The organism is Streptomyces sp. NPDC055749 (assembly GCF_053617235.1).
The window spans coordinates 1-19,897 of record NZ_JBSHFH010000024.1 but is presented as its reverse complement, the minus strand read 5'-3'; the positions used below and the strand labels follow the sequence as shown (position 1 = coordinate 19,897).

16 protein-coding genes are annotated in these 19,897 nt (G+C 69.3%); 8 read left to right on the top strand and 8 right to left on the bottom strand.

The features are described from left to right. Positions 1–188: 188 nt before the first annotated feature. A complete protein-coding gene (locus tag ACWGO0_RS19550; RefSeq protein WP_453536109.1) occupies positions 189–635 on the top strand; it encodes an Rv3235 family protein in 447 nt (148 codons plus the stop codon). 137 nt (positions 636–772) lie between these two features. On the opposite strand, the gene secA is transcribed toward ACWGO0_RS19550, so the two are convergent. After that, positions 773–3,601, bottom strand: coding sequence for a preprotein translocase subunit SecA (secA, locus tag ACWGO0_RS19545; protein ID WP_453536106.1), 2,829 nt, complete (start codon positions 3,599–3,601; stop codon positions 773–775). A 240-nt stretch (positions 3,602–3,841) separates the two neighbouring features. Between secA and ACWGO0_RS19540 the strand changes: the two genes are divergently transcribed. Beyond that, on the top strand, positions 3,842–4,417 hold the full coding sequence (locus ACWGO0_RS19540) for a GNAT family N-acetyltransferase (RefSeq protein WP_453536103.1): 576 nt from the start codon (positions 3,842–3,844) through the stop codon (positions 4,415–4,417). 82 nt (positions 4,418–4,499) lie between these two features. Continuing rightward, a complete protein-coding gene (locus ACWGO0_RS19535; protein WP_453536101.1) occupies positions 4,500–5,675 on the top strand; it encodes a winged helix-turn-helix domain-containing protein in 1,176 nt (391 codons plus the stop codon). 6 nt (positions 5,676–5,681) lie between these two features. Here ACWGO0_RS19535 and ACWGO0_RS19530 read toward each other — a convergent pair whose 3' ends face one another. The 7 genes from ACWGO0_RS19530 to mtnA all read right to left on the bottom strand — a co-directional run bounded on the left by ACWGO0_RS19530 (position 5,682) and on the right by mtnA (position 14,115). Next, positions 5,682–6,440 carry a response regulator gene (locus ACWGO0_RS19530; protein ID WP_453536098.1) on the bottom strand — a complete coding sequence of 253 codons (759 nt, stop codon included), beginning with the start codon at positions 6,438–6,440 and terminating at the stop codon, positions 5,682–5,684. A gap of 185 nt (positions 6,441–6,625) precedes the next feature. Beyond that, positions 6,626–7,318, bottom strand: coding sequence for a ribosome hibernation-promoting factor, HPF/YfiA family (gene hpf, locus ACWGO0_RS19525; protein WP_453536096.1), 693 nt, complete (start codon positions 7,316–7,318; stop codon positions 6,626–6,628). A 329-nt stretch (positions 7,319–7,647) separates the two neighbouring features. Then, positions 7,648–8,388, bottom strand: a complete 741-nt coding sequence (locus ACWGO0_RS19520) for a ComF family protein (protein ID WP_453536093.1) — start codon at positions 8,386–8,388, stop codon at positions 7,648–7,650. A gap of 62 nt (positions 8,389–8,450) precedes the next feature. Continuing rightward, positions 8,451–10,274 carry an LpqB family beta-propeller domain-containing protein gene (locus ACWGO0_RS19515; protein ID WP_453536293.1) on the bottom strand — a complete coding sequence of 608 codons (1,824 nt, stop codon included), beginning with the start codon at positions 10,272–10,274 and terminating at the stop codon, positions 8,451–8,453. Positions 10,275–10,308: 34 nt separating this feature from the next. Further along, positions 10,309–12,261 carry an MtrAB system histidine kinase MtrB gene (gene mtrB, locus ACWGO0_RS19510; protein ID WP_453536090.1) on the bottom strand — a complete coding sequence of 651 codons (1,953 nt, stop codon included), beginning with the start codon at positions 12,259–12,261 and terminating at the stop codon, positions 10,309–10,311. A 14-nt stretch (positions 12,262–12,275) separates the two neighbouring features. Next, a complete protein-coding gene (mtrA, locus tag ACWGO0_RS19505; RefSeq protein ID WP_187281934.1) occupies positions 12,276–12,965 on the bottom strand; it encodes a two-component system response regulator MtrA in 690 nt (229 codons plus the stop codon). 4 nt (positions 12,966–12,969) lie between these two features. Next, positions 12,970–14,115 carry an S-methyl-5-thioribose-1-phosphate isomerase gene (gene mtnA, locus ACWGO0_RS19500; RefSeq protein ID WP_453536086.1) on the bottom strand — a complete coding sequence of 382 codons (1,146 nt, stop codon included), beginning with the start codon at positions 14,113–14,115 and terminating at the stop codon, positions 12,970–12,972. A 140-nt stretch (positions 14,116–14,255) separates the two neighbouring features. Between mtnA and ACWGO0_RS19495 the strand changes: the two genes are divergently transcribed. The 5 genes from ACWGO0_RS19495 to ACWGO0_RS19475 are packed head-to-tail and all read left to right on the top strand — an operon-like array spanning position 14,256 to position 19,742. Then, a complete protein-coding gene (locus tag ACWGO0_RS19495) occupies positions 14,256–15,461 on the top strand; it encodes a hypothetical protein (protein ID WP_453536083.1) in 1,206 nt (401 codons plus the stop codon). A gap of 4 nt (positions 15,462–15,465) precedes the next feature. Next, positions 15,466–16,152 (top strand): DUF4129 domain-containing protein, encoded by a 687-nt coding sequence (locus tag ACWGO0_RS19490; protein WP_453536080.1) that lies wholly within the window; start codon positions 15,466–15,468, stop codon positions 16,150–16,152. Next, complete coding sequence (locus ACWGO0_RS19485) at positions 16,149–17,393, top strand: DUF4350 domain-containing protein (RefSeq protein ID WP_453536077.1); 1,245 nt, start codon at positions 16,149–16,151, stop codon at positions 17,391–17,393. Before ACWGO0_RS19490 ends, ACWGO0_RS19485 begins: the two co-directional genes overlap by 4 nt. After that, positions 17,390–18,418, top strand: a complete 1,029-nt coding sequence (locus ACWGO0_RS19480; RefSeq protein WP_453536074.1) for an AAA family ATPase — start codon at positions 17,390–17,392, stop codon at positions 18,416–18,418. Before ACWGO0_RS19485 ends, ACWGO0_RS19480 begins: the two co-directional genes overlap by 4 nt. Positions 18,419–18,428: 10 nt before the next feature. Further along, positions 18,429–19,742, top strand: a complete 1,314-nt coding sequence (locus ACWGO0_RS19475) for a DUF58 domain-containing protein (RefSeq protein ID WP_453536072.1) — start codon at positions 18,429–18,431, stop codon at positions 19,740–19,742. The last annotated feature ends 155 nt before the right edge of the window (positions 19,743–19,897 follow it).

Here is a 19,897-nt window from a genome sequence, read left to right as displayed (position 1 = left end):
GCGGCAGCCCCTCACCCCCGCCGCGCCCTTGTGGCACAGGCGCCGCTACCCGGATAGGTGATCTCCGTGGGCCCGCTCCGGGCCCTTTTCCCGGCTTGCGGCGCCGCCCGCCTGCCCCGTAGAAGATCCGCAACAGAAGTTACTGCCCGGTAGTTCACCGGGCTCGGAGCAGCACGGGGGCGATGAGCATGAGCATGGACAAGACCAGGCCCGCCGCACGACGCGACCAGCGGAGGCCCGGAACCGTACCCCCGCAACAGATCCGGCAACGGACCGCGCGCCATCCCCGCCCGCACCAGTGGTTCGCCGAACGCCTGCTCGCGGTGCTCAGCGGCCGGCGCCCGGTGCACTGGATGCTGGGGCACACCATCGGCGAGGCGTACGACCAGCTCGCCGAACTCGCGCCCAGCAGCCCGTTCGGCGCGGAGGGCGTCCGGCCGGTCCTCCGCCACTGCCACGGCGCCCAGCCGGCCACCGGCGTCGTCGAGGCGTTCGCGAGCATCGCCGCGGGCGACCGGGTCAGCGCCATGGCCTTCCGCCTGGAACGGGGCACCGACCTCCGCTGGCGCTGCGCGGCGGTGGAACTGGGCGGTGAACGCGTCCCCGGCGCGCGGACCGGCCCCAGCGGCGGCTGAGGCGGAGCCGGAAGCCGGTGAGCGCGTACCCCACGACGCGGGAACGGCCGGGGCCGGACACCTCGAAGGTGCCCGGCCCCGGCCGTCCTGCGGACGCGTGCGGTGTCTCAGTACCGCACCGCCCTCAACGCCACGCGCTACTTCTTGCGACGACGGCCGCCACCACCACCGGTGCTGCCGCCCTTCTGCGCCTTGCGACGCTCGGCGCGCGTCATGCCGTCCGACTCCGAGCGGGCACCGTCGCCATTGGCGAAGTCACCCTCGACGACCCCGCCCTCCCCGTCCACGGTGGGAGCGGAGAAGTGCAGCCGGTCGGGCCGCTGCGGAGCGTCCAGGCCCTTGGCCCGGATCTCCGGACGGGACACCGGCGCGGGCGCGCCTTCCTTGGAGAGCGACAGCTCGGCCGCGTCCCGCACGGGGACCTCCTCGACCTGCTGCTCGACCTGGACCTCCAGGTTGAACAGGTAGCCGACGGACTCCTCCTTGATGCCCTCCATCATGGCGTTGAACATGTCGAAGCCCTCGCGCTGGTACTCGACCAGCGGGTCCTTCTGCGCCATGGCCCGCAGGCCGATGCCCTCCTGGAGATAGTCCATCTCGTAGAGGTGCTCACGCCACTTGCGGTCCAGGACCGACAGCACCACGCGACGCTCCAGCTCACGCATGATGTCCGAGCCGAGCGACTTCTCCCGCTCCTCGTACTGCTCGTGGATGTCGTCCTTGACCGACTCGGCGATGAACTCCGCGGTGACCCCGGCCAGATCCCCGGCGGCCTCCTCCAGCTCCGCGACCGTGACCTTCACCGGGTAGAGCTGCTTGAAGGCGCCCCACAGCCGGTCCAGGTCCCACTCCTCGGCGAAGCCCTCGGCGGTCTCCTGCCGGATGTAGTCGTCGATCGTGTCGTCCGTGAAGTGACGGATCTGGTCCTGGAGGTCCTCGCCCTCCAGGACACGGCGGCGCTCGCCGTAGATGACCTCACGCTGCCGGTTGAGCACCTCGTCGTACTTCAGGACGTTCTTACGCGTCTCGAAGTTCTGCTGCTCGACCTGCGACTGGGCCGACGCGATCGCGCGCGTCACCATCTTGTTCTCGATCGGCACGTCGTCCGGCACGTTCGCCATCGACATCACGCGCTCGACCATCTGGGCCTTGAACAGGCGCATCAGGTCATCGCCCAGCGACAGGTAGAAGCGGGACTCGCCCGGGTCGCCCTGACGGCCGGAACGACCGCGCAGCTGGTTGTCGATACGACGCGACTCGTGCCGCTCCGTACCGAGCACGTACAGCCCGCCGAGTTCCTTGACCTCTTCGAACTCCGCCTTCACCGCGAGTTCGGCCTTCTCCAGCGCCGCGGGCAGCGCGGCCGCCCACTCCTCGACGTGCTCGACCGGGTCGAGTCCGCGCTGGCGCAGCTCCGCCTCGGCGAGGTCGTCGGGGTTGCCGCCGAGCTTGATGTCCGTGCCTCGGCCGGCCATGTTCGTGGCGACCGTGACCGCGCCCTTGCGGCCGGCCTGGGCGACGATCGTCGCCTCACGGTCGTGCTGCTTGGCGTTGAGGACCTCGTGCTGGACTCCGCGCTTGGAGAGCTGCTGCGAGAGGTACTCGGACTTCTCGACCGAGGTGGTGCCGACCAGGATCGGCTGGCCCTTCTCGTGCTTCTCCGCGATGTCGTCGACGACGGCGGCGAACTTCGCGACCTCGGTGCGGTAGATCAGGTCCGACTGGTCCGCCCGGACCATCGGCCGGTTCGTCGGGATCGGCACGACGCCCAGCTTGTAGATCTGGTGGAACTCGGCGGCCTCGGTCATCGCCGTACCGGTCATGCCGGAGAGCTTGCCGTAGAGGCGGAAGAAGTTCTGGAGGGTGATCGTGGCGAGTGTCTGGTTCTCGTCCTTGATGTCCACCCCTTCCTTCGCCTCGATGGCCTGGTGCATGCCCTCGTTGTAACGGCGGCCGGCGAGCATACGTCCGGTGTGCTCGTCGACGATCATGACTTCGCCGTCGACGACGACGTAGTCCTTGTCCTTCTTGAAGAGTTCCTTGGCCTTGATCGCGTTGTTGAGGTACCCGACGAGCGGCGTGTTCACCGACTCGTAGAGGTTGTCGATACCGAGCCAGTCCTCGACCTTCGCGACACCGGGCTCGTGGATGGCCACGGTCCGCTTCTTCTCGTCGACCTCGTAGTCGCCGGTCTCCTCGATGCCCTTCAGCGGGTTGCCGGCCTCACCCTTGGTGAGGCGCGTCACCAGCTTGGCGAAGTCGCCGTACCACTTGGTGGCCTGGTCGGCGGGTCCGGAGATGATCAGCGGCGTACGGGCCTCGTCGACGAGGATCGAGTCGACCTCGTCGACGATGGCGAAGTTGTGGCCGCGCTGGACGAGCTCGTCCTGGGACCACGCCATGTTGTCGCGGAGGTAGTCGAAACCGAACTCGTTGTTGGTGCCGTACGTGATGTCGCAGCCGTACTGCTCGCGGCGCTGGGCCGGAGTCATGTTGGCGACGATGCAGCCGACGGACAGGCCCAGGAACTTGTGGACCCGGCCCATCATCTCGGAGTCACGCTCGGCCAGGTAGTCATTGACCGTGATCAGATGAACACCCTTGCCGGAGATCGCGTTGAGATACGCGGGCAGGGTACCGACGAGGGTCTTGCCCTCACCGGTCTTCATCTCGGCGACGTATCCGAGGTGCAGGGCGGCGCCGCCCATCATCTGGACGTCGTAGTGGCGCTGTCCGAGGACGCGCTTGGCCGCCTCGCGGACGGTCGCGAACGCTTCGGGAAGCAGGTCGTCCAGGCTCTCGCCGTCCGCGTACCGTTCCTTGTACTCGTCGGTGAGCGCCCGCAGCTCGGCGTCGGAGAGGTTGACGAAGTCCTCTTCGATGGAGCTGACCTGGTCCGCGATGCGGTGCAGTTTGCGCAGGATCTTGCCTTCGCCTGCACGCATGAGCTTGTTGAAGACGGACACTGAGGCTGGTCTCCTTGCCGGTCGGGCCTGGCACTGGGTCGTGTAATGGACTCTGGCGCGGGCACGGCAGGTGGGCCCCACCGCAACGGCCATCGTAAGCGAGGACCCCACCGCGTCGGGAGGGCTGCTGCCGCGTGGACCTCGCCGCACCCTTCCAGGACAACGGACGGAAGGGCCCGAAGGTGCCGGGAAGCGTCAAAAGTGCTCGCACTACGGGCCTCGCCTCACCACAATCTCCCCATGGAGCCGATCACCCTCACCACCGAACGCCTCATCCTGCGCCCCTTCGCACGGGACGACGCGGACGGCGTGTACGCGGCCTGCCAGGACCATGACATCCAGCGCTGGACGGTGGTCCCTTCCCCGTACTCCAGAGCCGACGCGGAGATCTTCACGGCCACGCTGTCGCCAAGAGGCTGGGAGGACGACTCGATGTACAACTTCGCGGTGCTCCTGCGCGACGGCGGGCAGCTCGTCGGCGCTCTCGGTATCAACCACCGCGTACTGCCCGGGACGTACGAGGTGGGGTTCTGGACCGGCAAGGAGCACCGGGGCCGCGGCTATATGACGGAGGCGGTGCTCGCCTCCGCCCACTGGTCGTTCACCTCGCTCGGCGCGGACCGGCTGGAGTGGCGGGCCGAGATCGGCAACACCCCGTCGCGATCGGTCGCCCGGCGGGCCGGCTTCCGCATGGAGGGCGAACAGCGCTCGGCGCTGCTCAACAAGGGAGTGCGCCGTGACGTCTGGACCGGCGCGCTGCTCCCGTCCGACCTGGGGCTGCCGGGCAGCCATCCGTACGTACCCACGAGCCGCTGACCACCGCGGTGCGAGCTGCCGGTGCGGCCCTTGTTCCCGCACTCGTGCCCGAGTGTCAGTGCCCCGCTCTAGGGTTCGGTGCATGACGCCCGTGCCGCTTCCCGCCGTAGAACTCTCCGCCGACCAGGCCCGCCGGATCGCCCTGCGCGCACAGGGCTTCCTGGGGGCCCCGGACCGCCGGGCCGGAGTGCCGGGCGTCCTCCGCCACCTCGGAGCCGTACAGCTGGACACCATCTCGGTCCTGGCCAGATCGCACGAGCTCGTTCCGTACGCACGTCTCGGCGCCGTCGACCGCCGCACGGTCGAGGAGGCGTACTGGTCGGGAGGGCGCTCGTTCGAGTACTGGTCGCATGCGGCCTGCATCCTGCCGGTCGAGGAATGGCCGCATTTCGCGTTCCGCCGCCGCGCCTACCGCTCCCGTCCGCACTGGCACCACGACCTGCCCGACGGGACGTACGAGACGGTGATCAAACAGCTGCGCACCGAGGGCCCGCTGACCGCAACGGAACTCGGCGGCGCGAAGAACGGCGGCGAGTGGTGGGACTGGTCGGCCTCGAAGGTCGCCGTCGAACGGGCACTGATGTACGGCGAGGTGGTCTGCACGGAGCGGCGCGGCTGGAAGCGGGTCTACGACCTCGCCGAGCGCGCCATTCCGGACGAGATCCTCCACGACGACCTCGACGACGCGGAGTGCCACCGCAGGCTGGTCGCCCTGGCGGGCCGGTCGCTGGGGGTCGGCACCCGGGCCGACATCGCGGACTACCACCGCCTCAAGGGCGAGCAGTTCGACGCCGTGGTGGCGGACTCGGGTCTGGTGCCGGTGTCGGTGGAGGGCTGGGCCAAGCCGGCCTGGGCGGACCCGGAGGCGCTGGCATCGGAGCCGCGCGGACGGCACCGCACGACGCTGCTTTCGCCCTTCGACTCGCTGATCTGGGAGCGCGCGCGCACGGAGCGGATCTTCGGCTTCACCCACCGCCTGGAGGCGTACGTCCCCAAGCCCAAGCGGATCCATGGGTACTTCGCGATGCCGCTGCTGGCCGGAGGCAGGCTTCAGGGCCGGGTCGACCCCTCCCGCGAAGGCACCACGCTGGTCGCCCGGCAGGTGTCCGTCCTTGGCCGAAGGGCCGTGAAACCGATGGCCGAGGCCCTGGTGGAAGCGGCATCCTGGGTCGGCTGCACGAACGTCCGGCTGGACCGGGTGGACGCCCCGGAACTGCGCGAGCCGCTCATGGCGGAAATCGCCCGGGCGCTCACGTAAAGGGCATTACCTGATCTCGAGGATCTTCTCCCGCATGGCATAGACCACGGCTTCCATCCGGGAGTGCAACTGCAGCTTCTCCAGAATGTTGCGGACGTGGTTCTTCACGGTGTTCTCGGAAATGAACAGCTCCTTCGCGATATCGCGATTGTTCATGCCCGTAGCAACGAGTTTGAGGACCTCGAGCTCGCGTTCGGTGAGCCGCGGCGCGGGGACGAGCCGACGCTCATCGGTGCGCTGGATCATCGACTTGAACTCGGTCAGCAGTTTGGACGCCATCGACGGGCTGATCTGGGACTGCCCGTCGGCGACCGCGCGAATCGCCGTGGCCACCTCGTCGGTGGAGATCTCCTTCAGGAGATATCCGGTGGCCCCCGCCTTGATCGCGTCGTAGAGGTCGGCCTCCTCATCACTGATCGTCAACATGATGATCTTCGCGCTGGGGGCCACCTCCTTGATGGAGGTACAGGCCTCGATGCCGCCGCGCTTGGGCATCCGGACATCCATCAGCACGATGTCGGGCAGCAGGTCGGCCGCCTTGTCCACGGCCTCCGCCCCGTCGCCGGCCTCGCCGACGACCTGGATGTCCTCCTCCTGCGCGAGGACGATCTCCAGACCTCTGCGGAAGAGCGCGTGGTCATCGACCACGAGAACCCGGATGGGCTCCTTGCGTGAGCCATCGGTATCCGCGTCCGCGCCGGCATCCGAACCGGCGGCATCGTCGGCGTCATTCGCATCGCGCACGGGCCCGAAGGTGTTCGCCATCGTTCCTCCCCCTGAAGGCCACAACCTGTAGTCCACAAGCTGTCCGCCAACGGCAGCTCATGGAGCCCCGATTGGCCTGGGACGCCATGCTTTCATGCCTGGACGCCGGAGCGGTGATCCAGTTGTCGCACGCGGGTGCCCCTGGGGGCGCACAGACGCTCCAGGGGCACCACGAAGGTGCGGCGTCAGCCGCCGAGCGCACCGCCCGCGCCGCCTGCTTCATCAGCGGCGAGCGGGTCCGTCACCAGGCGGATCACACCGTAGTCGTAGGCATGCCGCCGGTAGACGACACTGGGTTCCTTGCTCTCGGAGTCGACGAACAAGTAGAAGTCGTGCCCGACCAGCTCCATCTCGTAGAGCGCCTGGTCGAGCGCCATCGGTGCCGCGACGTGCGTCTTCTCGCGCATCACCAGCGGCCCTTCGCCCTGTACCTCGAGCGAACCGATCTTGGTGGTGGGCACACCGCCCGCCGACGTCTCATCGGGGACCAGCTCGCCGTTCCCGTTGAACGAGGCCGCGCCCGGCACGGTCTCTCCGACCTCGGCAGCAGACAGCCGACCCGTACCGCGGCGGCTGTAGCGCTTGTCGTGCTGCTTGCGCAGCCGCGCCTCCAGCTTGCCGGTGGCCAGGTCCAGCGCTGCGTACGGATCGCCCGCAGCCGCTTCCGCCCGAATGACAGGCCCGCGGGAGCGGAGCGTGATCTCCACCCTGTCCGAACGGTCGGCCTGACGGGGATTCGGCTCCTTGGACACCTCGACGTCCAGGCTGATCACCTTGCCGTCGAAATTCTGGATCTTGTCCAGCTTCAACTTCTCGGCCACGTGCTTGCGGAACCGCTCGGGCACCTCGGTCTTGCGGCCCTTGACGACGATGTCCACGCAGAACTCCGTTCCCGGATCGCTCCGCTTCAGCGGCGGAGCATTTCCCTTTTGCACCAGACTCCGGTGATCGCCGGAGCCTCGGACTCGGTGGCTTTCACCCCCTCCTCCCCCTCCGGCAAGGTCTCCACCCCACCGATTCCAGCGTTTCTGGACTACCGATGAGTTACCTGCCCGAAACCTGGTGGTGCATTCGTCGAGGTCTGGCATTCACCATTCCTCACAACCGAACATAGCCTGCCCGGCAGGGTGTCGGCACCCGCTACTCGCGCGTACCTCCGTTCAGGTCTCTTTGCCCACTCACTACCTGCAACGACGCAAGTTCTCTGTCAGTTCCGGTTTATTTCGAAAGCGGACGGTGAAGCTGCGACGACCGCAGCTCGCAGGGCATGTGCCCCTGTGTCCTTCCAGCGTGCACCGGCATCCGCCGATGCGCCCGCGCGCACGGCACGCGCCGCCTCGGCCAACGAAGCGCCCGTCGTCATGAGGTCATCGACCAGCACCACCCGGCCACCCGCGAGAAGCCGCCCGGCGCCGCCCGCCACTTCGAGCGCCCCGGCCAGATTCGCCCGCCGCTGTCCGGCCCCGAGCCCCGACTGGTCGGCCACGGCACGCCGCTGCCGCAGCACCGCGAGGACACCGGCAGGCATCCCCGTACGCCTCAGCTCCGCCGCGGCGGCCAGGGCGATGCGCCGCGCCGGATCATGACCCCGCGCGGCGGTGGAACGCCGCGCCGACGGTATCGGCACGAGCAGCAGCGGCCCCGCCTCGCGCATATGCCCCGCCCCGGCCCGCACGGCGCCCGCCAGAGCGCTTCCGAGCACCGCGGCGAGCCCTAGTGCGCCCCTCTCCTTATGGGCCAGGAGCACCGCACGTACCGCGTTCTCGTACGGGGCCGCGGCACGCACCACCGGCAGCCCGGCAGGCTCCGGCGCGGGTCTCACCCGACGCGGCGCCGCACCGAGCAGCGCGGCCCGGCACTCCTCGCACAGTTCGGTACGGGGCCTGCCGCAGCCCCCACAGGCCACCGGCAGGACCAGTCCGGTGAATTCCCGCCACCATCCCCGCATGCCCACACTGTGCAGGGGGTGGCCGGAAGCCGGCCACCCCCTGTGGATAACTCCGGACCGTCTCAGCCCGGATAGACCAGGGACGAGCCCGCCTTGAGCACCGTCTGCCAGTTGTCGCCCGGAGACAGCTTCACGATTCCGTCGTCCTCGGTCTCCGCCATCAGCGGAAGCTGTTCGTCGTCGGCCGCCGCGACCGCCGTCACCTGGTTCACCCCGGGCAGCACACCGGAGGACGAGGTCGAACCGTCGGCCTGCACGTAACGCACCTGCTGAACCCCGCCCTCCTCCTTGCCGACCACCACGAGGCGGCTGCGGCCGGACCAGGAGATCGCCGTCACGTCCGTGAGCTGCGGCGCGGCCTGGCGCAGGTCCTCGACGGAGACCTGCGGCTGCTCCTCGGAGCCCTGGCGCTCCACCCGCCCGATCTTGAGCGTGGTGCGCCCGTCCTTCGACCGCACCAGCAGTGCGATCCGCACCCCGTCGGCCGACATCCGAAGCGCCTCGATCCGCCCGCCGTTCAGGCTCGGCACCGTGACCTCCTGGGGCGTGCCCTTGCCGCCCACCAGGCGCAGCAGCCTGGGGCTCGCCGGGTCCCGGTCGGCCACCCAGAGGTCGCCGCGGCCGTCCCAGCTCGGGGCCGAGAGCCGGTCCTCGGACTTTTTCGCCCCGCTGGTCACCACGGGCGCGGCGAGTTCGCCGTCCGAGACCAGTGAGGAGACGTACAGGTGCTGACCGTTCTCGGAGACGCCCGCCGCCAACCGCTCGTCACGCGCCACCCCGACCGTGCTCATCGGCACCGGGCCGCTGCCGAACGGGCCGGTCACGGGCTGGGGTTCGCCGGTGCCCTTGGTGTTCCCCGGCATCCGCTCCACATGCCCCTTGGCATCGACGAAGTACTGGCTGTCGGGCGCGCCCGCACCGCTGTCGGGGGCGAACTCCACCGCCTCGTCCGACCCCAGCGAACACAGCCGGCCCCGGTCGCTCCGCAGCTCCACCTGTTCGACGCGCGCGGACGTCAGGTCCCGCAAGGTGAAGAAGACCTGGGCGGCCATCATCCGGCAGGCCGTCCGGCCGACCTTGTCCGCCTTCTTGTTGAGCGGCACCTTCAGTACGTTCTGGTCGTCGGGCGCCAGGGCGGTGACGCCCTTCTTCAGCGCCGTACCCGTGGGGAAGCGGGAATCGGCCACGGGCCGCAGCCAGTTCGTCGGTCCTTCGAGAAGGGTCCGGACGGTCTGCGTGGCGGTGTCCATCCGGGTGACGGGGTCCGTCCGGGTCCGTACGTAGACGGGGTCGGCCACCAGGGTGGACCGGCCGTTGGTCCGCCCCGTGGCGAAGTAGTACTTGTTGACGGACCGGTAGAGCCGCTTGAAGTCGGACTGCCCGAGCACCAGGCCGTCGGGCACGATGTCGATGCGCCACTCCTGCTTGCCGTCGGCCCCCTTCTCCCGCACCAGGTGAAGCATCTGGGAGTAGTCGGTGGGCGCAAGCGGCTGGTACGAACTCTGCGCGTCCACGGCGGCGACCTGCTCGCCGGTCAGCATGTAGGCGCCTTCGGTGCGCTTGCGGTCCTTGTCGTGGAGCGAGGCGCCGTCCCTGTTGGGCGCCTTGGAGAGCACCGTGGTGCCCGCGTTCGGCTTCCAGGCGCGGGCCGCTTCCTCGGTCAGGTACTTACGGGTCGTCATGAAGGCGGGGTCGTCGCTGGTCATCGACTCCAGGAAGCCGTCGACGACCTCGGTGGGCGTGGCGCCTTCCCTGGGCGGCACCGCGTACACCTGCACCTGGGAGTCACCGGGCTGCGAGGCGTCGACCGCCTTGACATCCCCGGTGACGGGCATGGAGGCGCAGCCGGCCAGCACCACGACGCCGCAGGAGAGCAGCGCGGACATCCGCACCGCGCGTCCATGGCCGCCCCGACGACGGTCAGTGTCCACGAGTCGTGTCCCCCCGGTCCGGATCCTGCGCTTCGTAGTCGGCGCCGCCGCCCGGCCGGTCCCCGGCCTGACGCGCCACCACACGTGCACCACTGCCCGGCAGTGCGGCCGGATGGACGGATGCCGGTGCCGTGCGCGGCGCCACGGGGGCCCGCGCGGGCACGGACAGCTGCGAGCGCTCCGTGGAGCCGGGCTGGCTGGGCACGGCCATCAGCCGGTGATCGCTCACCGTCGCGGGGCTGGCCTCGGCGCGCTCCCGGTTCTCCCGGTTGCGCCTTGAGTCCTCGGGCTCGAGCGGTATCGGCGAACCACGCAACGGCTCGTCCGCCGTACGGGGCAGGGTGAGCCTGAACTGCGAACCACCACCGGGCTCGCCCCACGCCTGGAGCCAGCCACCGTGCAGCCGGGCGTCCTCGACGGCGATCGAGAGCCCGAGACCGGTACCGCCGGTCGTACGGGCCCGTGCCGGGTCGGCCCGCCAGAAACGGTTGAAGACCCGGGTCGCCTCGCCCGGCTTGAGTCCCACACCGTAGTCGCGGACCGCCACGGCCACGGCGCCCTGCGCCACACCGAGCCGTACGACGACGTCGCGCCCCTCGCCGTGCTCGACGGCGTTGACCACGAGGTTGCGCAGCACTCGCTCGACCCGGCGTGCATCGGCCTCCGCGATCACCGGCTGCTCGTCACCGACAACCCGGATACGGGTGCCCTTGCGCTCGGCCAGCGGCTCGGCGCCGCCGATGACCCGCCGTACGACCGTACGCAGGTCTATCGGTTCGGCCTCCAGCGCCGCGGCGCCCGCGTCGAACCGGCTGATCTCCAGCAGATCGGAGAGCAGCGACTCGAAACGGTCCAGCTGATCCCCGAGCAGTTCGGCGGAACGGGCCGTGATGGGGTCGAAGTCGGCGCGCGCCTCATGGATGACATCGGCTGCCATCCGCACGGTGGTCAGCGGCGTCCTCAGCTCGTGCGAGACGTCCGAGACGAATCGCCGCTGCATGCGGGAGAGCTCCTCGAGCTGCTGGATCTTCAGCTGAAGGCTCTGCGCCATCTTGTTGAAGGCTTCACCGAGCCGGGCGATGTCGTCCTCGCCGGTGACCTTCATCCGTTCCTGGAGCCTGCCCGCGGAGAGCCGCTCGGCGATGCCGGCCGCCATCCGTACGGGCGTGACGACCTGCCGCACCACGAACCAGGCGATCGCCCCGAGCAGCACCACGACGAACAGCCCGGCTGTCGCCAGGGTCGTCATGACCAGACTCAGGGACTTCTCCTCCTGCGTCAGCGGGAAGAGGTAGTACAGCTCGTACGGATTGTGGTCGATGTCGTAGAGCCGCTTGCCCACGACAAGCCCGGGCTGCGACTCCTTCCCGTACGAGTAACGGATCACGGAGTAGGTCTGGAAGGCCCCGGGCCCCTTGTCCACGTCCTCACGCAGACGCTGCGGGATGGAGGACGCCTCCACGCTGCCCGAACCACGCGGTGCACGGCTGGTCGCGCCTTCGTCGACGGAGTCGGCGCTGAGCGCGACCACGTTGAAGGCGTTCTTGCCTCCGCTGGCGAGCTGGTCGACGAGCTCCGTGCGCCAGGACGTATTGGCCGTGACGCCGTCCGCACCGTCCTCGCCCCGGCCACCCGGCACGAGCGGCTCGTTCGCCTTCTCCTGAGCCGCCGCGAAACCACCGGCGGCCTGCGTCTGAGCGGCCTTGCCCTTCGCGTCGAGCAGGCCGTTGCGGACCTGCCCGATCACGACGAAGCCCAGCAGCAGCACCACGCCGATGGACATCAGCAGGGTGCCGGCGACGACGCGCAACTGAAGGTTGCGCCGCCACAGCCGCACAGCGGGCAGCAGCGGACGCCGCACCCAGCGCATCAGCAAACGGGGCACGGGACCGCCGGGCGCCCGGTCCTGGAACAACCGGCCGCCCCTCAGTACACCGCCCATCCGAGAAGACAATGTCAGCTCGGTCCGGCCTTGTAACCGACGCCTCGGACGGTCACCACGATTTCCGGCCGCTCCGGGTCCTTCTCGACCTTGGAGCGGAGCCGCTGGACATGAACGTTCACCAGACGTGTGTCGGCGGCATGGCGGTAGCCCCACACCTGCTCGAGCAGCACCTCACGGGTGAAGACCTGCCACGGCTTACGGGCGAGCGCGACCAGCAGGTCGAACTCCAGCGGGGTCAGCGCGATGGACTGACCCTCCCGCTTCACCGAGTGACCGGCCACGTCGATGACCAGGTCACCGATGGCCAGCTGTTCCGGCGCAGGCTCTTCGGACCTCCGCAAACGCGCCCTGATCCGGGCAACCAACTCCTTCGGTTTGAACGGCTTGACGATGTAGTCGTCGGCCCCGGATTCCAGGCCCACCACCACATCGACCGTGTCGCTCTTGGCAGTGAGCATGACGATCGGCACACCGGACTCGGCCCTGATCAGCCTGCAGACCTCGATGCCGTCCCGACCGGGCAGCATGAGATCCAGCAGAACCAGGTCCGGCTTTGCCTCACGAAATGCAGCAAGTGCCTTGTCACCGTCTGCTACGAACGACGGCTCGAAACCTTCTCCACGCAGCACAATCCCGAGCATCTCGGCCAGTGCGGTGTCGTCGTCGACGACAAGGACGCGTCCCTTCATAAACGACATCATCCCATTAGCTAATCGTTACCTGCGATGACCTGGCACACAGCTCTGCCAGTCCGACCCCCGTGACCGGGGAAATTACGCCCTCCTCCGTGACGATCGCCGTGATCAGTTCCGGCGGCGTGATGTCGAATGCGGGGTTGTACGCCGGTGTCCCCAGCGGCGCGACGGGCGATCCGCCCGCCTCTCCGCCCGGTGACACCAACTGCGGAGATGTGAGCTCCGTCACTTCTCGGCCTGGGCGCTGCTCCACAATGATCCCCGTCCCGTCCGCGGTGTCCAGATCGACGGTCGTGACAGGCGCGACGACGATGAACGGCACATGGTGGTATTTGGCGAGTACGGCCAGCGGATAACTCCCCACCTTGTTCGCCACCGATCCGTCCGCGGCGATACGGTCCGCCCCGATAAGTACGGCATCCACCTCACCCGCGGCAAACAGCGAACCCGCCGCGTTGTCCGTGAGCAAGGTGTACGCCATCCCGTTCCTCGAAGCCTCGTAGGCGGTGAGCCGGGCCCCCTGGAGCAGCGGACGCGTCTCGTCCACCCACAGCCGCCTGAGCCGGCCCGCCCTGTGCGCCTGGAGAGCCACCGCGAAGGCCGTGCCCTCACCCCCGGACACGAGGGCGCCCGTGTTGCAGTGGGTGAGGAGCTGGTGTCCCCCACCGGGCAGCAATTCCTCCAGGAGCGCCAGACCGAACCGCGCCATACGCCCGCTGGCCGCCGCGTCCTCCCGATGCAGCGCCCTCGCCTCGGCAAGCGCCGCCCCGGCCGCCTGCTCGGCGCCCAGGCCCTTCTCGAGGGCCGCCCAGTACACCCCGGCCACCCGCCGCACCCCGTACCCGAGGTTCACAGCGGTGGGCCGCGCCTGCTCCAGCAGGCCAGTCGCCTCGGCCACGTCATAACCACGGGCCGCGGCGAGCGCCACCCCGTACCCCCCGGCGACACCCAGCAGAGGAGCCCCCCGGACAGCCAGGGTCTGGATGGCCCGCACCAGCGCGGGCACGTCGGTACACACCAGCTCGATTTCCTCGACCGGCAGTCGTGTCTGGTCGAGGAGCACCAGCACGGGACCTTCCGGAGGCTCGTCCCACCGGAGTACGGAGAGCGCGGGAGGCTCGATACCCACCGTCGATTGCGCGTCCTGATCAGCCATCCGCCCAGTCTGCCCGGTGAGGCGTCCACAAATGAAGGCGCAAAGGAGATAGAGCGCCCGGCCCGCACGGCACCCCCGCGTGGCACGATGGCTGCCAACCTGCCGCCCCGATGAGCGGACGGCATCGTGAAGGAGCGAGAATGAACGACTCTCCGGGCTGGGCCTCGCCCGGATCTGCCCCCTCCGACGGCAAGGAGACGGGAATCCCCCGGCCCTCCGAACCCGTGGACGCAGGCAGCCCTGCACCCCAGTGGTCTCCTGCACAGCCGCCGCCCGGGCAGTGGTCCCCACCGAGCACGTCCGGCACCGGCCCCGGAGCGCCCCCGCCGGCCCCCGGCTGGGGCGGCGCCCCCCAGGGTCCCGGATGGGGCCGCCCGCCCATGGCGGCGAAGCCCGGTGTCATCCCGCTCCGCCCGCTGGGCATCGGGGAGATCCTGGACGGCGCGGTGTCCACGATGCGCGCCCACTGGCGCACGGTGCTGGGTGTCAGCCTCACCGTCGCCGTGATCGCACAGATCGCGATCATTCTCATCCAGCGCTATCTGCTGCCCGACCCCGTATCGGTCGACCCGAACGCCGTCGGCGCCGAGGCCCTGCGCCAGGCCGGGGACTCCATGCAGTCCACCATGCTCTCCAGCGCCCCTGGCACGCTCATCTCGATGATCGCCACACTCATCACCACAGCGGTACTCACCGTGGTCGTCAGCCGTTCCGTACTGGGCCGTGGCGCGACGCTCAAAGAGGCATGGACCGAGGCCCGCCCCAGGCTCCCTCAGCTGCTCGGACTGACCCTGCTGCTCAGCCTGATGAGCGCCGCGATCATGACCGTGGGCCTGCTCCCCGGCATCCTCCTGGGCTCCACCCCAGGAGTCCTCCTTGCCGTGTTCGGCTTCGCCGCAGCCGTGGTCGTCGTCATCTGGCTGATGGTCCGCTTCACCCTCGCCGCTCCGGCGCTGATGCTGGAACGCCAGTCGATCCTGACCTCGATGCGCCGGTCCGCGAAGCTCGTCCGCGGTGCCTGGTGGCGCACCTTCGGCATCCTGGCACTCACCTACCTGCTGGTCATCGTCGTCGCACTGGTCATCGGCATCCCCTTCGGGATCATCGCGATCTCCGTCGACAGCGGCGGAATCGGCGACCTGATGAACGGCAACGCCTCCGAATTCGGCTGGCCCTTCTTCATCGTCTCGGGCATCGGCGAAGTGATCGTCTCGACGCTCACCTACCCCTTCACCGCAGGCGTGATGGCGCTGCTCTACGTCGACCAGCGAATCCGCCGCGAAGCCCTCGACCTCGATCTCGCACGGGCCGCGAACGTGCCGGGCTACGAGACCCCCAGGAGCTGATGCAGTGTCGGGGGCGGGGGGCACCACATCGATACGGCAATTCATCAGGGCGGACGACATACCCGTGGACATCCCACGCGTCCCCGCCCGCGAGGCGGCAGAGGACGAACTGTCCAAGCCGATGTACCACGAGAATGATCCGAATCTCCTCCAGCGCGGCCTCAATCGCTTCTGGGAATGGCTCGGGAGTCTCTTCGACACCGTCGCCGACGGAGCGCCCGGGGGGCCGCTCGGAGTCGTCGCACTCGTACTGATCGTCGTCGGCCTGGCCGTCGCCCTCTGGTGGCGGCTGGGCACCCCCCGACCCACCCCCCGCTCGGCCGACGCCCTCTTCGGCAGCAGCACCCGCAATGCGGACGCGTACCGCACCGCAGCGGAGACACACGTCGCCGCGGGCCGCTGGACCGAAGCAGTCCAGGACCGCATGCGCGCCGTGGTCCGCACACTGGAGGAGCGCGCACTGCTCGACCCGCGCCCGGGCCGCACCGCGGACGAGGCCGCCGCCGAAGCAGGCCGCGCCCTCCCCCAGCACGCCGACCGCCTCCGCGCAGCTGCCAGAGCCTTCGACGACGTGACGTACGGGGGCCGCACCGCGGACGAGCAGGCATACGTCACCCTGCGCACCCTCGACCTGGATCTCATGGCCGCAAAGCCCTTGCTGACCAGCACGGTCGGAGGAGCCGACGCATGACCGAGACCACCGCCGCCGCCTCCTCCACCTCGGCGTCGCCCACCGCACTCCAGGTCTGGAACCGCACCCGCGGTCTGATGATCGCCCTGCTCATCCTGGTCGTGGCCGGCATCACCCTCGCGGCCATGCGGTCCGGCGAACACCACGGCCGCCTGGACCCTCGTTCCGCCGACCCGCAAGGCAGCCGCGCCGTCGCCGAACTCCTCAAGCGCAGCGGCGTCTCCGTCGATGTCGTCACCACACTCGACGAGGCCACCACGGCAACGGGCCCCGACACGACCCTCCTCGTCACCGCACCGAATCTGCTCACTCCGTACCAGCAGCGCCGACTCCACGCGGCCACAAGCGACTCCGTAGGCCGCACGGTCCTGCTCGCCCCCGGCTACCTGTCCCTGAGCAACCTCGCCCCGGGCGTACGAGCCGAGTCCTCCCGCCCCGTGAAGGCCAGGGAACCGCGCTGCGAGCTCCCCGCCGCCCGCACGGCCGGCAAGGCGGACACAGGCGGCATCCGCTACACGACGGACGCCCTCACCACCACCTCCTGCTACCTGAGCGACGGCCTTCCCACCGTCCTCGTCATCCAGGAACAGCGAGCCGGCGACGGCGACACCGTCCTTCTCGGTTCCCCCGACCTGCTCCACAACAACCGCCTCGACCACGAGGGCAATGCCTCGCTGGCCCTCCAACTCCTCGGTTCCCGCCCACATCTCGTCTGGTACCTCCCTTCACTGGCTGATCCCTCCGCCACCGAGGCCGACAAGGAGCCCGGAGACCGGCCCACCGACGAAGACAGCGCCACAAGCGACTCGGCGAGCTTCACGGACCTGATCCCCTCCGGCTGGCTGTGGGGCACCCTGCAACTCGCCCTCGCCGCCGTCCTCGCCGCCATCTGGCGCGCACGACGCCTCGGCTCCCTCGTCACCGAACGCCTTCCCGTCGCCATCCGGGCCTCCGAGACAACGGAGGGCCGCGCCCGCCTGTACCGCAAGGCCAACGCCCGCGACCGGGCCGCAGCCTCTCTGCGCTCCGCCGCCCGGAACCACATCGCGCCCCTCGTCGGGGTGTCCCCCCGCGATGCGCACTCCCCCGAAGTCCTCCTCCCCGCGATCTCGGCACGCGTCACCGAATCGGGCGGCGGCCTCAACGCCCTGCTCTTCGGTCCCGCCCCCGCCGATGACGCTGCTCTTGTCCTCCTGACCGACCAACTCGACGCCCTCGAAAGAGAGGTACGCACTTCATGAGCGCCCCGACCCCCGAGTCCACGGAGCCCAGGGAGACCGCCTGGGCCCCTGCGGCTCCTGTGGACTCCGTGGACTCCGACAGCGCCCGCGCGTCCTTGGAAGCCCTGCGTTCCGAGATCGCCAAGGCTGTGGTCGGCCAGGACCCGGCTGTAACCGGGCTCGTCGTCGCGCTGCTCTGCCGGGGTCACGTCCTGCTCGAAGGCGTCCCCGGCGTGGCCAAGACCCTCCTGGTCCGCGCCCTCGCCGCCTCACTCGAACTCGACACCAAGCGCGTCCAGTTCACCCCCGACCTGATGCCGAGCGACGTCACCGGCTCTCTTGTCTACGACGCCCGCACAGCCGAGTTCTCCTTCCAGCCCGGCCCGGTCTTCACGAATCTGCTTCTCGCCGACGAGATCAACCGCACCCCTCCCAAGACTCAGTCGTCCCTCCTGGAGGCCATGGAGGAGCGCCAGGTCACTGTCGACGGAACCCCGCGCCCCCTGCCCGACCCGTTCCTGGTGGCCGCGACCCAGAACCCGGTCGAGTACGAGGGCACGTACCCCCTCCCCGAAGCCCAACTGGACCGCTTTCTACTCAAACTGACGGTGCCTCTCCCGTCGCGCGAGGACGAGATCAGCGTCCTGACCCGTCATGCGGACGGCTTCAATCCGCGTGATCTGAAAGCAGCGGGCATTCGCCCCGTAGCCGCCCCCGCAGACCTGGAGGCGGCCCGCTCGGCCGTCGCGAAGACCAAGGTCTCCCCGGAGATCGCCGGCTATGTCGTGGATATCTGTCGTGCCACGCGTGAGTCCCCCTCGCTCTCCCTCGGAGCCTCCCCCCGAGGAGCCACAGCTCTGCTCAGCACCGCCCGCGCCTGGGCCTGGCTCACCGGCCGCGACTACGTCATACCTGACGATGTGAAGGCCCTGGCGCTTCCCACACTCCGTCATCGCATTCAACTGCGGCCCGAGGCGGAGATGGAAGGAGTCACCCCCGACTCCGTCATCACCTCAGTGCTCGCCCACGTCCCCGTTCCCCGATGAGGCGGTGACCATGGCCCTCACCGGACGAACCGCGCTGTTGGCTGCCCTGGGGTCACTCCCCGTAGGCATCCTGGCCCCGAGCTGGACAGGCATGCTCGCGGTCAACGCCCCGCTTTCTCTAGCAATTCTGTGGGACTACGCCCTGGCCGCGCCAGTGCGAACGCTGCAGTTCACCCGATCCGGTGACACGTCTGTTCGACTGGGTGACGCGGCAGAAGTGCAACTGACCGTAACCAATCCCTCGCGTCGCCGCCTCCGCGCCCACCTGCGTGACGCATGGCCGCCCAGCAGCTGGCCGGCGGGAACCGACCAGGCCGCGTCCAGACACGAACTGACAGTCCCCGCGGGCGAACGCCGCCGCCTCACCACGTTCCTCCGCCCCAGCCGACGAGGAGACCGCCGGGCCGAGCAGGTGACTGTGCGGTCCTTCGGCCCCCTCGGCCTGGCCGCCAGGCAGGGAAACCACCAGGTCCCCTGGACGGTCCGGGTCCTCCCGCCCTTCACGAGCCGCAAGCACCTGCCTTCACGGCTGGCGAGGCTCCGCGAACTCGACGGACGCACCAGCGTGCTCACCCGCGGCGAAGGCACCGAGTTCGACAGTCTTCGTGCCTACGTGCCCGGCGACGACACCCGCTCCATCGACTGGCGGGCCACGGCCCGCCAGTCGGCCGTTGCTGTTCGCACCTGGCGTCCGGAACGGGACCGCCACATCCTCATCGTGCTGGATACCGGCCGCACATCAGCGGGCCGAGTGGGTGACGTACCCCGCCTCGACGCGGCGATGGACGCCACCCTTCTGCTCACCGCCCTGGCAACGCGCGCCGGCGACCGGGTCAACTTCCTCGCCTACGATCGCCGCGTCCGGGCCCAGGTCCGGGGCAGAACAGGGGCGGGCGATGTTCTGTCGGCACTCGTCGGAGCCATGGCCACGCTGGAACCCGAGCTCGTTGAGACGGACGCTCATGGCCTGAGCACGGCCGCGCTGGCGAGCGCGCCCCGCCGCTCCCTGATCGTACTTCTCACCAGCCTGGATGCCGCACCCATCGAAGATGGTCTGCTGCCGGTTCTTCCGCAGCTCACCAAACGCCACACAGTGCTGCTGGCCTCGGTCGCCGATCCCAGGATCGAGACGATGACGGGTTCACGGGGCACAGTGGACGCGATCTACGAGGCCGCAGCCGGCACACAGGCTCAGGCCCAGCGGCTCCGCACAGCGGATCAGCTCAAGCGACATGGCGTGGTGGTCGTCGATGCCACCCCGGAGAAGCTCGCACCCGCACTGGCCGATGCCTACCTGGCTCTCAAGGCTGCGGGCCGGCTCTGAATCTGACGCACGTCGTCCGTCCACACCAAGCAGAACGGAGCACTCTGCCCGAAAGGCTCAGAACGCAGAAAAGCCCCGTACCTTGCGGTACGGGGCTTTCCCGGAATAATTGTTCGGCGGCGTCCTACTCTCCCACAGGGTCCCCCCTGCAGTAC